Genomic DNA, 12,391 nt, shown 5'->3' on the forward strand with positions numbered 1-12,391 from the left:
AGTACCCGCTGCAGGCGGTCTACCGCGCTGTCGGCTATTACGGCACCCGGGTCGCCGGAGCGCCGTTCGACGAGGCACGCGGGGTCGTCCCCAACGCGGGCGGGCGCGTCGACGGTGAGCCGGGCCTCTACGCGACCGGGTGGATCAAGCGCGGGCCCGTCGGCCTCATCGGCCACACGAAGTCGGATGCGCTGGAGACGATCACGAACCTCGTGGCGGACGCCGAGGCCGGAAGCCTGTCCGCCCCGACCGTCTCGGAGGACGTGCTCGTGCTGCTGGACGAGCGCGAGACCGCGTACACGACCTGGGAGGGCTGGCTCGCCCTCGACGCCCACGAGCGCCGGCTCGGTGAGACCCACCGGCATGCGCGTGAGCGGGTCAAGCTGGTGCCTCGCGAGGAGCAGGTGGCGGTGTCGCGCAGCGGGGCGCTCGTGTCATGACGTATGTGATCGCTCTGCCGTGTGTCGATGTGAAGGATCGTGCCTGCATCGACGAGTGTCCCGTGGACTGCATCTACGAGGGAGAGCGTTCGCTGTACATCCATCCGGATGAGTGCGTGGACTGCGGGGCGTGTGAGCCGGTGTGTCCGGTCGAGGCGATCTACTACGAGGACGACCTTCCCGAGGAGTGGTCGGACTACTACAAGGCGAACGTGGAGTTCTTCGACGAGATCGGCTCTCCCGGCGGCGCCGCCAAGACCGGCGTCCTTCCCTTCGACCACCCCATCATCGCCGCCCTGCCACCCCAGGAGGGGGCGCATGGCTGAGCCGCCGCCGTACGACGTGCTCATCATCGGAGGGGGCCCGGCCGGACTCTCCGCCGCGTTGAACCTCGGGCGCTCGATGGCGCGGGTGCTCGTCGCTGATGCCGACCGGCCGCGCAACGCCGCAACGCTGAACTCGCACGGCTTCCTCACCCGAGACGGCGTGCCCCCGCACGAGCTCCGCCGCCTCGCACGCGAAGAGCTGGCCGCGTATCCGACCGTCGAGGTGCGCTCCCGGTTCCGGGTCTCGTCGCTCACCCGCGCAGAGGCCGGATTCACGGCCGCCATCGGACGCCGCGAGCCGACCGAGGTGGTGTCGGCCAGATCGGTGCTGCTGGCGACCGGACTGCGAGAGACGCTGCCCGACGTGCCGAACCTGCGCGGGTTCTACGGTATGAGCCTGTTCAGCTGCGCGGCCTGCGACGCCTGGGAACTGCGCGGTCGCCGGCTCGCCCTCATCGGCGAGTCAGCGGACCTCGCCGATCGTGCCCGCCTCATCGCCCGCTGGACCGAGAGCCTCACCGTGTTCACGAACGGGGCGGATGCCGTGACCACCGCCGAGGAGGCGGAACTCACCGCTGTCGGAGTCGCCGTCGAGCGGCATCCGATCACCGAACTGATCGGCGACCGGGGCAGGCTCGAAGCCGTGCGCCTCGGCGAGGACCGGACCATCGCCCTCGACGGCGGGTTCGTGCGACCGGAGTGGGAGGCAGACCTGTCGTTCCTCCACGGCTTCTCGCCCGATGTCGACGGCGCCGGCCACCTGCTCACCGATCGCTCCGGGCGCACTGCAGTGCCCGGACTCTACGCCGCCGGTGACGTCGCCGCTCCCGGCCCGCAGCAGCTCATCGTCGCGGCCGGCGCCGGGGCCCGGGTGGCCGCGGTGATCGTGCACGACACCATCGGCGTCGCGACCGCCCACTGAGTACCGGAGTGCCGGCGACGATTCGAGGCGACGACGACGATTCGAGGTGGGTATCCGTGCGATCTCACTGCGGATCGTCCTGCGTACTGCGAATCGTCGGGCGATCGATGCCCGGGCGGAGGCTCGATTCACTTGCCGCCGGGCGGGCCGATCAGCAGCAGGATGACGTAGAGCACCACGATCCCGACGACGAGCAGCACGGCGAGCACCCACGGCCGGCGCAGGAACCATCGCATCAACCGGTCGTACCAGCGGCGGTCCCGCGGGTCGTCGGTCTCGTCCAGACGCCAGACACCCGTCAGCCTGCCTGACCGGTGCAACCAGATCTCGGTCGGAACCGTCGCGTACGGCACGACAGCGCTCACGACGGCGAGGGCCCCGACACCCAGCCGCCAGCGCTGGTTGAGTGCGACGAGGACGGCGGTAGCGGCGTAGGCGAGGAAGACGAAACCGTGGATGCCGCCACCGACGGTCACCACCACTCCCGGAGCGCCGACCGCCCTGGCGATGATCGCGGAGATCAGGATCGTCCAGGTGATCGCCTCCGCGATCGCGAGGACACGGAACAGGCGGTCGGGCGTACGGAACACGGCACTCCTCGGGGTGGTCTGAGACCAGCGTAGGAGGGCGACTTATGCGCCAGCCTGATCCCCGCGGCGCTCAGGCCCGGCCGTGACGGCTACACCCAGGACGCGAACCAGAAGCAGAGCGCAGCGGCGACGAGCATGACGACCCACGACAGGTGCCGCCCTCTGGTGAACCACAGCGGCAATCCTGCGCTCGCGACGAGCGTGCATCCGATGGCGAGGACGACGGCGGAGCGCGGCGCCTCCACCGCCACGACGACGAGCACAGCGGCCAGACCGAAGCAGAGAACGGTCGTGAGATGCCAGGCGAAGCGAATGGTGCCCCCGGCGAATCGTCTGTCGTTCGCCAGTAATGGGAGATCTCGGCGCAGCAGCCAGCGGATGATGTACTTCTCGCCCAGGATCGAGTGCGCGAGGCCCAGCGCGACGATGAGAGCGGCGCATGCGACGAGCGCGATCGTTGCCATGCTGCCGAGTGTATTGGTGTCACCAGCGCGCCTGCGGCCACCGCCCGCGGAATACTCGATGCGACGCCGGTGTTGTCACCGGTCATGGTGACTGTCGATCCGGATGCCCTCTCTCAGGTGCTCGCGTCCGTCGACCTCCGCGTCGGCGTCGCCAGGCGGACGAGCCTCGCCGCCGGCGAGCTGCTGCCTCTTGCGCCCGGCGCCGTCACCCTCATATACGTCGCCGAGGGCAGCGTGCACGGCCGCCCGCCGCTGAACGCCGGCTGCCTGCTCAACGTCGACCGGGCCTCGCATGGCCTCGACGTCGACCTGCGCGGCGGCCGCGAGCACCTCGTCGAAGGAGACGCGTTCCTCACGCTCGGTTCACGAGGTTTCGCCCTGCAGGCGGATGTCGCCGCGAGCCTGACGGTCGTCGATCTCGAGCTCTCAGACACGACCGCCCAGCTGAGCGCCCTACTGCCGGAGCACATCACCGTCACCGGCTTCGACGCCCTCGAGCCCGCGGCCGCCACCCTCGCCGAGAACCTCGGCAACTCCCGCACCGAGGTGTGCCCGGTGCGCCAGGGCGATCCGGTCATCTGCCGGATGATGGCAACGACCGTGCTGCTGTCCGTCATCCGCGCGTGGGCCGAGAACGGCTGCGCGCCCGAGGGCTGGCCGTCGCTGTCGAACGATCCGTTCCTCGACAAAGTCGTCGAGGCGATCCACGACGAGCCGGGCCGAGACTGGACCGTCGAGCGTCTCGCGAGCGTCGGCGCCATGTCGCGCTCGGTCTTCGCCGAGCGGTTCCGCGCGGCACTCGGCCGCTCCCCCGCCGACTATGTCACCGAGGTGCGGATCGATGCGGCGAAGCGGATGCTGGAGGCCGGCCAGCCGGTCTCGACGGTGTCGCGCGAACTCGGCTACGCCTCTGACGAGGGTTTCAGTCGCGCCTTCCGCCGTCGGACCGGCATGACGCCGTCGGCCTGGCGCATGGCGAACCGCACCGCCGTTCCCGCGTAATAGAACGATCGATTCCGGACGGCGCTTCCGCGACCGTCCGGGATCTTCGTGTTTCGCTCTGTGGCTCAGGCCTTGGCGCGGTTCGAGATGCCGAACAGCACGGCGCCGATCAGCAGAGCCGCGGCTCCGACGGCGTAGACGAGTTCGATGCCCAGCGAGTCGACGAGCAGCCCGCCCACACCTGCGGCGATGACGATCGCGCCCTGGAACCCGACGACGACGAGACTGCCGCCGGCCTCGAGACGATCCGGCATCCGGTGCCCCACCCACGTGTTCACCACGATGAGCCACGAGGCGAACAGGAAGCCCCAGACCACGACTGCGACGCCCACGCCGATCACCGAGCCGGACAGCAGGATCATCGCGGCGACCGCCCCGGCGATGACCACCGGCACCGCGATGGCGAAGAAGGCGAATGAGCGGTCGATGATGAAGCCAAGCACGATGTTGCCCACGAGTCCGCCGGCCCCGAAGAGGGCGAGCAGCATCACGATCGTCCCGGCGTCGACCTCGGGGATGCGCTCGAGAGCGAGACGTACGTAGGAGTACGCGATGAAGTGCCCGAGAACGACGAGGACGTGCCCGATGAGGCCGAGGCCGACGCCGGGGCGGCGCACGGTGTCGACGAGCAGGCGGATGCTGGCCGCGGGCGCTGCGGGAACCGACGGCAGCAGCGCGCGCAGGCCGATGGCGAGGAGACCGGTGAGGACGCCGGCGACCGCGAAGACCGTGCGCCAGTCGGCGACCTCACTCAGCATGACGCCGAGCGGCACGCCCGCGACGGTCGCGAGCGATGCGCCAGCGGCCGTGAACATGACCGCCCTACCGAGTCGGTCGGGTCCGGCGATCCGCGATGCGACGGTGATCGACATCGACCAGAACGCGCTGATGGCGGCTCCGAGCAGGAACCTCGAGACCAGCACGAGGATGAGGTTCGGCGAGATCGCGACGACGAGGTTCGAGGCGGCGGCGGCGAGCGCCATCCACACCAGCAGCGAGCGGCGGTCCAGTCGGGGGAAGATGAGCCCGACCGTCGGTGCGACGAGCAGACCGACCAGTGCGGTGACGGTGACGGTCTGACCGGCCTGCCCGGGTGTCACGTCGAGGGCAGCCGCCATCTCGGTGAGCATGCCGCTGGGGAGGAACTCCGCCGTCACGAGCAGGAAGCTCATCAGCATGAGAACGATGAGCCCGCCGTAGCGCATTCTCTCCGCGCCGGTGGGAGATGCTGTCGGAACAGGTGAGGTGATCGTCATGGGTCCACATTCGCAGTGATCGGATGCCGCCGCCCGACCGGTCGTCCACCGCACCCGACCATTCGTCCGGTGTGAGACCGCAATCGAGCAGCGAGCCTTCAGCGTGTTCTCATCGTGCGCGCCCAGAGTGTCAGCATGCGGGATGACCGGGTGAGGCGGCGGATGGCGAAATTGCTGCCGCTCGGCGCGGCGGTGCTTCTGCTGGCGGGCTGCGCGCCGCAGGTCGCCGCGGAGGATTGGAAGCTGGAGCCCATCGCTTTCGAGACGAGGCTGCACGAGCACCCGGGTGTGCCGCTGCAGCCGGGCTCCGGAATCGGAGAACGGGTCGACCACGCCTTCGGCATGTCGCGGGTGATCGCCGATGGTGCGGGCGGATTCTGGGCCTTCTCATCCGGGTCATGGCTCCACGTCGGTGCGGGCGGCGAAACCCTGGCGCGTTTCAACGTCGACCACGACGACCCGCTCGCAGACGTGGCTCCGATGACTGCTCTCTCTGGCACCGAGTTCATCGCCGTGCGCGGTGACGACTCTCCGCTGTTGACGATGCTCGACACGGCGACGATGACCACGCGGGACGTTCCGGTCGCCGAATCGATCGGCGGAGATGATCCGGATGGCATCGACTTCGGCGATTTCGCTTTCGCCGATGTCGCGGCTCACGAGGGTGCAGCGCTCGTGGTGCGCTACCAGCCGCGGCCGCCAGAGTACCTCGACTGGGAGGTGATCCGGATCGACCTCGCAGACGGGGAGCGGAGTACGCTGTACAGCCGTTCCCTGACGGTGAGCGATGCGGAGGCGGCGTCGCCCGGGCTGCCTCCGATCGACATAGACGTCGACGAAGCAGGCCTCATCTATCTCGCAACCCCGTCCGCGCGGATCGTCCTGAATCCGGACGGCTCGGAGCGGAGCGTCGACCCTCAGACAGCGGATTTCCCTCGAGTGGCTGTCCGTCCTGACGGGGTCGCGCTGTGGTGGGGTGGCGAATCCGAGCCCGGAAGCGTTCACGGCGTCGTCGTCGGCGGCTCTGCTGAGGCTCGCGCGGCGATCGAGCGCCGGGAGGCCTGCGACGACCCCTACCTCCTTCGCAGCCGAGAAGGCCTGCGGATGACCGCCGGCGATACCGGGCATCCGCTTCCCTTCCTGTGCGGCGCCAACTCGGCGGTCTGGACCGGGTCGTCGTGGGTCGTCGCCACCGGTGGCGAGGGTGACGGCGTGCTGGTGCGCCTGACCCCTCCTGCGGACCTCGACAACTGATCGGGTCTGGACACGCGGGCTTGGCGGGCTTTATTGTCGACGGAGCACCGGGAACGACCCGGGAAGCCGAATGAGAGGAGCGAACGATGATCGACGTCTTCGTCGCGCCCCTCGCCGACACCCTTCCCTTCGAGGCCACCCGCTCCTGAACCGCGTGTGGCCCACTCCTGGAGCCACACCGTGAACCCTCTGTTCGATTCCTCAGCAGCATCCTCTTTCGACCCTTCTCCGTTCGACTCCTCGCCGTTCGACGTCGAACTCGCCTTCGCCGACGTCGAACCCGGCGACGGCCAGCGCTGGTCGACCTGGCCGGCGACCACCCCGTCCCAGCGCGGACCGGAGCCGCGGCCCGCGTGGGTCGTCACGTCGGCCGGAGCGCTCGACACCGAACGCGGCGTCCTCAAGACCGGCAAGGAGGCCGACGTGTTCCTGCTCGAGCGCGCCGTGCCCGACGACGCAGCCCAGCGCACGCTGCTCGCGGCGAAACGCTTTCGCAGCACCGAGCACCGCACCTTCCATCGATCCTCGGTATACACCGAGGGGCGCGGCGTACAGAACACCCGCGATGCGAGGGCGCTGGCGAAGAAGTCGGGGTTCGGGCGCGACATCGCAGCCGGCGCGTGGGCGTTCGCCGAGTTCCAGGCGCTGAGCCGCATGTGGCAGCTCGACGCTCCCGTGCCGTACCCGGTGCAGGTCAGCGGCACCGAGGTGCTGATGGAGTTCATCGGCGACCCGGACGGCACGGCCGCACCCCGGCTCGCCCAGATCCGGAGCGACCGTGCCGAACTCACCGAGTTCTACGCTCAGGTCGTCGAGATCATGCGCGTGTTCGCGGCCGCAGGGTTCACACACGGCGACCTGTCGCCCTACAACCTTCTCGTGCACGACGGCCGGGTGCGGGTCATCGACCTGCCCCAGATCGTCGACATCATCTCAAACCCGCAGGGGCTCGACCTGCTGCACCGCGATTGCGTCAACGTCTGCGACTGGTTCACTCGTCGACGGGTGGAGTGCGATGCCGAGGCGCTGTTCGCCGAGTTGCTCGCGGCCTCGTACACCTGATGCGGCCGCGAGAACGCACGAACCGCCCTTCCGCAGGGTCGGGAAGGGCGGTTTGCGTGTTCTCGGCTCGGCAGCCGCTCGCGGCACGGTTGCGACGCCGCAACCGCGCGCGGCGCGCCGTCACCCGGTGTTCACCGGGCCCGGCCAGACTGCGAGCATGAGCGACGACGCGACCACACCGAAGCCTCAGGCGCCGGCACGCCCCGGCACCATCGCCGTGATCGGCCTCGAACTGCGCGGCGAGACGCCGGCGCCGAAGAAGCAGGTGTACTCCTGGGCGCTGTGGGACTGGGCGACGCAGCCCTTCAACACGGTCATCCTCACCTTCATCTTCACCGCGCTCTACCTGACGACCGACGTGTTCCTTCCGCCGGAGCTCGCCTCCCTCGACCCCGACAGCGCAGCCCACGAGGCTGCGATCTCGGATCTCACCTCTGGTCTCGGGCTCGGATCCACCATCGCCGCCTTCGCCATCCTGCTCGTCGCGCCCGTGCTCGGACAGCGGGCGGATGCCGCAGGACGGCAGAAGCTGTGGCTCGGCATCGGCACCGGCGCCCTCATCCTCTGCATGCTCGGGCTGTGGTTCGTGGAGCCCTTGCCCAGCCTGTTCTGGCTCGGCGTCGCCCTCATCTCGGCGGGATCCGTGTTCGGTGAGATCGCCGCGGTGAACTCGAACGCGATGCTCATCGGCATCGCGAACCCGAAGACGGTCGGTCGCATTTCGGGCCTCGGCTGGGGATTCGGCTACCTCGGCGGCATCGTCGCCCTCGTGATCGTCGTCGTGTTCTACGCTATGAAATGGTTCGGACTCTCGGCCGACGACGGCCTGCCGTTCCGGCTCATTGCGGTCGGCTGCGCGCTCTGGGCGATCGTGTTCTCCATCCCGATCTTCCTCAACGTTCCGGAGCCCTCGCTCGGCCGCCCGGAGCGGCAAGTCGGGTTCTTCGCCTCGTACCGCCTGCTCGTGAAGGACGTCATCGGGCTCTACCGCAACACCGAGACCCGGCCGACGTTCTGGTTCCTGCTGGCGAGCGCTGTCTTCCGCGACGGCCTCGGCGGCGTCTTCGCATTCGGCGCCGTGATCGCCTCGACCGTGTTCCGCTTCGAGTTCCTCGAGATCGTGATCTTCGGAATCGCCGCAAATCTCATCGCCGGCGTCTCGACGATCATCGCCGGACGCTTCGACGACCGGTTCGGCCCGAAGCGCGTCATCCTGCTCTCTCTCGGGTCGATGGTCGTCGCCGGACTCGCGGTGTTCCTGCTGGTGGATGCCGGGACCGTGGTGTTCTGGATCGGCGGACTCATCCTCTGCGCATTCGTCGGGCCTGCGCAGGCGGCATCCCGCTCGTTCCTGGCGAGGATCACCCCCGCCGGGCGCGAGGGCGAGATCTTCGGCCTCTACGCGACGACCGGCCGGGCGGCGAGCTGGATGGCGTCAGGGGCGTGGACCATCCTCATCGTGCTCACGAGCCAGACGAAGTTCGGCATCCTCGGCATCGTGCTCGTGCTGCTCGCGGGCTTCCTGCTGCTGTTGCCGGTCAAGGCGCAGCAGGTGCGCTGAGTCCGGAGCTCGGGTCGGTCAGGGCGAGAACGAGGCCATCACGGTCGCTCCCGCGGCCACGCTCGCAAAGTCGAGAGTGGTGTTGTTCACCAGGTAGAAGACGAACACGATCGCCGCGACGAGGAGAGCCACGAGGAAGACGAAGATGGCCACGGTGAGTCCGCGGTAGCCACCCGAGGTCGGCACCTGCGGAGCGACCGACGGCTGGGCCCAGTCATCGGCTGCCGCCGCAGGCTGGTCTCCTTCGAGGATCGCCGGCGTGCGCCGCGAGCTGCGGGTCTGCGGCAGCATCGCCTCGGGCGGGGGCGGCGGGATGACGGCATCCGCGATCGGGATGTCCGCCGGAGGCGGGATCTCGGGAGTCGTCTCGGCGATCGAGGGCTCGGGCGGGATCAGGTCGTCCGGGATCGGCGTCTCGGGCGCGGGCGGAGGAGCAACAGCATCCTCCTGGTGGTTCTCCGGGATCGCGCTGTTGTCGCTCATGTCAGCCTCCGACTGCTCCGATGTCGGTGACGCCGACATCCGTTCGATGGAAGTTCTGGAAGGACCGGGATGCCGTCGGCCCCCGCTGCCCCTGGTACCGGTTGCCGTAAGGGCCGGAGCCGTATGGGTTCTCGGCGGGCGAGGTGAGACGGAAGAAGCAGAGCTGCCCGATCTTCATGCCCGGCCACAGCTTGATCGGCAGCGTCGCGACGTTCGCCAGTTCCAGCGTCACGTGCCCTGTGAAGCCCGGGTCGATGAACCCGGCGGTGGAGTGCGTGATGAGCCCAAGCCGACCGAGCGAGGACTTGCCCTCGAGGCGAGCCGCAACGTCATCCGGCAGGCTGACCTGCTCGAATGTGGCGCCGAGCGCGAATTCGCCGGGGTGCAGGATGAAGGGCTCGTCGGGATCGACCTCGATGAGCCGGGTGAGTTCGGGCTGATCCTCGGAGGGATCGATGAACGGGTACTTGTGGTTGTCGAACAGGCGGAAGTAGCGGTCCAGACGCACGTCGATGCTCGACGGCTGGATCATCTCCGGCTCGTGCGGATCGAGGCCGACGCGGCCCGACGCGAGTTCTGCCCTGATGTCGCGATCACTGAGAAGCACGGCACCAGCCTAGGGCCAGATGGCGCCGAGCCCCTTGCCGATCGAGTTCGCCCCGAGCACGATGAACATCACCGCCATGATGACGTGATTCTCGCGGGTGAGCCAGGTGTGCAGCGCGTTCAGCCCGGGGCGGAGGCGATCGGCCGCCACGAGGAACGCGACGACCGGCACGATCACGGCGGACGCGGCGACGAGGGTGAACACGGCGACCGCGACCACCACGGCCTCGATGCTCAGGTCCGACGCACCCACGTCGACGCTCGCGCCGGCGGTGAGGATGAGGTTCTTCGGGTTCGCGATCGAGAGCACGAGGCCGAGGCCGAGCGCGTTCATGAACCCGAACGAGTCGATCTTCTGCATCCAGCTCGGCATCTCGGGCTTCTCGTCACCCTGCGGGCGCTTGCGCCACTGCCTCACCGCCAGCAGCACGAGAAGGGCACCCAGCGCGAGTTTGATCACGCCTTCCCACGGGTTGGCCCCGTGCTGGTGGTGCGAGGGGAGCAGGCTCGACACCAGCGTGAGAGCGACGAAGCCGCCCAGGATTCCGACGAGGAAGCCGACGAGGAAGCCCAGGCTGCTCGACCGCGCACGCGGACTGAGCAGGGTCAGGATCACCACGATGATCGGTACGGGGCTTATCGCGATCCCGACGGCGAATGGAAGGATGCTGCCGATCACGGTGCCCACTACGCCCTCGTTCCTTCCCGCTGGCGCGGGCCGTCTCCAGCATGGCGTGCGCCCGCGCGATCGACGGCCATCGCCGCGCCGGACGCTTTGGTCACCGGCCGTCGGCCCGGTAGGCTTGCCCTCACCCGCACTCCTCGGATGCGGGTACGGGGCTGTAGTTCAATGGCAGAACTTCTGCTTCCCAAGCAGACAGCGCGGGTTCGATTCCCGTCAGCCCCTCCATCTGTCGGTTCGGTGCGGTTTGGTTCCGCAGGCGGTTTCTGCGCTTCATCGAGCGGTGCGTAGTACACCTTGGCGTCGACGTTGACGCGGTTGCCGAGAACGACGTATTCGGCGGAATCTCAGCCCGGCCAGCGGGGGGTTGGTCTCAAACCACGCCGGAACCTGGTACCGCCGGCCATTCGGCTCGGTAGCGTGCGCGATAGCCAAGCTTGGCAGCTGTCACATCGACGAACCGTTCGAAGTCCTTGTTGGTGACGGCCGTGGCATCAATCGAGAACGACGGCAACGACACCGCGTGCTGCGGCCGCTCCCCGTCGCCTGCGTTACGGTCGCCCGTAGAGGCGCCCATTATGAAAGTGCCGGCTGGGACTATCGCCTGCTCAACCTCATGATCGGAACGAGTCGGCTGTAGCAGGAGGTTTCGGGAGGAAGGCGCAGAAACCACTGCGGGAGAGGCCTCGGCCTTGGGACGCATCCGTGAGGGTGCCATCCGCGCCGCCGTCGTCGTCCAAGGTTGTGCAGAACTGCCGCTACCGCTGACCACTGCGGGGCGCCGTGGTCGGCTCCGGCTCATCGGTCGGAGCCGGACACATCACAGGTCTTCACGAATCCATCTTCCGAGCCACTCGCGCCTCGTCTTGTGAGACTCTACGGACGCAGCCGCTTGCTCGGCGACGCCGTCTGAACCATGGAAGGTGCCCGACCACACGTGCAGCTCCGCAGAGATGCCGTGAACCCAAAGGCGAGTGGCGAAGTCCACTACGTCATCGCGAAAGAGCTCCGCGGATCCGCAGTCGAGGTATGTCGGAGGCAGTCCACCGAGGTTCACCCGCTCCCCCGGCGGGGTCGCGTCGGAGCTCTCCAACGCGGCGCTCCACGCGGTGTCGTTACTGCGCGCGCTCCATGACGGGTCGTCGACGAACTGACGCTTGGCGGCATTCGGTCGTCGGGACAGCATCGGACAGATGAGCATCAGACCGTGAAACGCCAGACCTCTGTCTCGGCACGCGAGGCTGGCTGCTGCGGCGACCGCGCCTCCGGCGCTTTGACCCGCGAGCAGGACCGGCGTGCCATCCGCCGTCGCGGCTTCGACCGAGGCGACCGCGATCGCGATCATCCTGTCGAAACTCGCCTCGGGAGCGAGCGGGTACTCGACCGTCCAGACCTCGAGGCCCAGCTCGGCCGCGTGACGAACCACGACGTCGACCCCGTCGAAACGGCTGCCCGCGATGAGTCCGCCGCCGTGGAGGAAGACGACCCGCGCCCGCGCGAAGCGTGCGTTCGCGCCGACGAACGAGGTGACCCTCGTGCCGTCCACGGCGAACTCGCGCTGAGCGACTCCCCAGCGATGGCAGACCTCCTGCACGTCCGTCGCGCGAGCGGCTCCAACGCGCCGGTACTCTCGGATGTCATCGACGGAGGTCAGATCGGTGGGGAGCTCCCTGGAGAGCACCCGAAGAGCATCTCGCAGGCTCTGTGCCACACGTACGGTCGGTTCGGTCATACGATTCAGAA

General features: G+C 68.5%; 14 protein-coding genes, 1 tRNA gene and 1 pseudogene. 8 read left to right on the plus strand and 8 right to left on the minus strand.

What is annotated here, in order from left to right; all coding sequences use genetic code 11:
* The 3 genes and pseudogenes from RIN18_RS13030 to RIN18_RS13040 all read left to right on the plus strand — a co-directional run.
* Positions 1-440: pseudogene (locus tag RIN18_RS13030) on the plus strand (pyridine nucleotide-disulfide oxidoreductase); the annotation flags it as partial.
* The gene (fdxA, locus tag RIN18_RS13035) at positions 437-766 is read left to right on the plus strand and encodes a ferredoxin (RefSeq protein WP_309104409.1); all 330 of its coding nucleotides are present in this window, start codon (positions 437-439) and stop codon (positions 764-766) included. The pseudogene RIN18_RS13030 and the gene fdxA, both read left to right, overlap by 4 nt.
* Positions 759-1,688, plus strand: a complete 930-nt coding sequence (locus tag RIN18_RS13040) for an NAD(P)/FAD-dependent oxidoreductase (protein WP_309104410.1) — start codon at positions 759-761, stop codon at positions 1,686-1,688. Before fdxA ends, RIN18_RS13040 begins: the two co-directional genes overlap by 8 nt.
* 128 nt (positions 1,689-1,816) lie before the next feature.
* On the opposite strand, the gene RIN18_RS13045 is transcribed toward RIN18_RS13040, so the two are convergent.
* Entirely contained in the window at positions 1,817-2,278 is a 462-nt protein-coding gene (locus RIN18_RS13045) for a DUF3817 domain-containing protein (RefSeq protein ID WP_309104411.1), read from the minus strand.
* Between the two features lie 89 nt (positions 2,279-2,367).
* Entirely contained in the window at positions 2,368-2,742 is a 375-nt protein-coding gene (locus RIN18_RS13050; RefSeq protein WP_309104412.1) for a hypothetical protein, read from the minus strand.
* 84 nt (positions 2,743-2,826) lie between these two features.
* Between RIN18_RS13050 and RIN18_RS13055 the strand changes: the two genes are divergently transcribed.
* Positions 2,827-3,744, plus strand: coding sequence for an AraC family transcriptional regulator (locus tag RIN18_RS13055; protein WP_309104413.1), 918 nt, complete (start codon positions 2,827-2,829; stop codon positions 3,742-3,744).
* A gap of 65 nt (positions 3,745-3,809) precedes the next feature.
* On the opposite strand, the gene RIN18_RS13060 is transcribed toward RIN18_RS13055, so the two are convergent.
* Positions 3,810-5,000 (minus strand): MFS transporter, encoded by a 1,191-nt coding sequence (locus RIN18_RS13060; RefSeq protein ID WP_309104414.1) that lies wholly within the window; start codon positions 4,998-5,000, stop codon positions 3,810-3,812.
* 162 nt (positions 5,001-5,162) lie between these two features.
* Here RIN18_RS13060 and RIN18_RS13065 point away from each other — a divergent pair, with 162 nt between their 5' ends.
* The 3 genes from RIN18_RS13065 to RIN18_RS13075 all read left to right on the plus strand — a co-directional run bounded on the left by RIN18_RS13065 (position 5,163) and on the right by RIN18_RS13075 (position 8,877).
* Positions 5,163-6,254, plus strand: coding sequence for a hypothetical protein (locus tag RIN18_RS13065; RefSeq protein ID WP_309104415.1), 1,092 nt, complete (start codon positions 5,163-5,165; stop codon positions 6,252-6,254).
* A gap of 180 nt (positions 6,255-6,434) precedes the next feature.
* Positions 6,435-7,316 carry an RIO1 family regulatory kinase/ATPase gene (locus RIN18_RS13070; RefSeq protein ID WP_309104416.1) on the plus strand — a complete coding sequence of 294 codons (882 nt, stop codon included), beginning with the start codon at positions 6,435-6,437 and terminating at the stop codon, positions 7,314-7,316.
* 157 nt (positions 7,317-7,473) lie between these two features.
* Positions 7,474-8,877 carry an MFS transporter gene (locus RIN18_RS13075; RefSeq protein WP_309104417.1) on the plus strand — a complete coding sequence of 468 codons (1,404 nt, stop codon included), beginning with the start codon at positions 7,474-7,476 and terminating at the stop codon, positions 8,875-8,877.
* A gap of 18 nt (positions 8,878-8,895) precedes the next feature.
* On the opposite strand, the gene RIN18_RS13080 is transcribed toward RIN18_RS13075, so the two are convergent.
* The 3 genes from RIN18_RS13080 to RIN18_RS13090 are packed head-to-tail and all read right to left on the minus strand — an operon-like array spanning position 8,896 to position 10,654.
* Complete coding sequence (locus RIN18_RS13080) at positions 8,896-9,360, minus strand: hypothetical protein (protein WP_309104418.1); 465 nt, start codon at positions 9,358-9,360, stop codon at positions 8,896-8,898.
* A 1-nt stretch (position 9,361) separates the two neighbouring features.
* Complete coding sequence (dcd, locus tag RIN18_RS13085; protein WP_309104419.1) at positions 9,362-9,967, minus strand: dCTP deaminase; 606 nt, start codon at positions 9,965-9,967, stop codon at positions 9,362-9,364.
* Between the two features lie 9 nt (positions 9,968-9,976).
* Complete coding sequence (locus RIN18_RS13090) at positions 9,977-10,654, minus strand: GAP family protein (protein WP_309104420.1); 678 nt, start codon at positions 10,652-10,654, stop codon at positions 9,977-9,979.
* 148 nt (positions 10,655-10,802) lie between these two features.
* Between RIN18_RS13090 and RIN18_RS13095 the strand changes: the two genes are divergently transcribed.
* Positions 10,803-10,876: transfer RNA gene (locus tag RIN18_RS13095), tRNA-Gly, on the plus strand.
* Between the two features lie 145 nt (positions 10,877-11,021).
* On the opposite strand, the gene RIN18_RS13100 is transcribed toward RIN18_RS13095, so the two are convergent.
* A complete protein-coding gene (locus RIN18_RS13100; protein ID WP_309104421.1) occupies positions 11,022-11,450 on the minus strand; it encodes an SUMF1/EgtB/PvdO family nonheme iron enzyme in 429 nt (142 codons plus the stop codon).
* A gap of 18 nt (positions 11,451-11,468) precedes the next feature.
* On the minus strand, positions 11,469-12,329 hold the full coding sequence (locus RIN18_RS13105; RefSeq protein ID WP_309104422.1) for an alpha/beta fold hydrolase: 861 nt from the start codon (positions 12,327-12,329) through the stop codon (positions 11,469-11,471).
* Positions 12,330-12,391: the final 62 nt, after the last annotated feature.

Source organism: Microbacterium sp., assembly GCF_031179285.1.
In the GTDB taxonomy this organism is placed as follows: Bacteria; Actinomycetota; Actinomycetes; order Actinomycetales; family Microbacteriaceae; genus Microbacterium.

Bases quoted from the DNA above. Each gene is read 5' to 3' on its own strand.
- fdxA (WP_309104409.1), top strand. From the start codon at position 437: ATGACGTATGTGATCGCTCTGCCGTGTGTCGATGTGAAGGATCGTGCC.
- RIN18_RS13040 (WP_309104410.1), top strand. From the start codon at position 759: ATGGCTGAGCCGCCGCCGTACGACGTGCTCATCATCGGAGGGGGCCCG.
- RIN18_RS13050 (WP_309104412.1), bottom strand. From the start codon at position 2,742: ATGGCAACGATCGCGCTCGTCGCATGCGCCGCTCTCATCGTCGCGCTG.
- RIN18_RS13055 (WP_309104413.1), top strand. From the start codon at position 2,827: ATGGTGACTGTCGATCCGGATGCCCTCTCTCAGGTGCTCGCGTCCGTC.
- RIN18_RS13060 (WP_309104414.1), bottom strand. From the start codon at position 5,000: ATGACGATCACCTCACCTGTTCCGACAGCATCTCCCACCGGCGCGGAG.
- RIN18_RS13065 (WP_309104415.1), top strand. From the start codon at position 5,163: ATGGCGAAATTGCTGCCGCTCGGCGCGGCGGTGCTTCTGCTGGCGGGC.
- RIN18_RS13075 (WP_309104417.1), top strand. From the start codon at position 7,474: ATGAGCGACGACGCGACCACACCGAAGCCTCAGGCGCCGGCACGCCCC.
- RIN18_RS13080 (WP_309104418.1), bottom strand. From the start codon at position 9,360: ATGAGCGACAACAGCGCGATCCCGGAGAACCACCAGGAGGATGCTGTT.
- RIN18_RS13100 (WP_309104421.1), bottom strand. From the start codon at position 11,450: ATGAGCCGGAGCCGACCACGGCGCCCCGCAGTGGTCAGCGGTAGCGGC.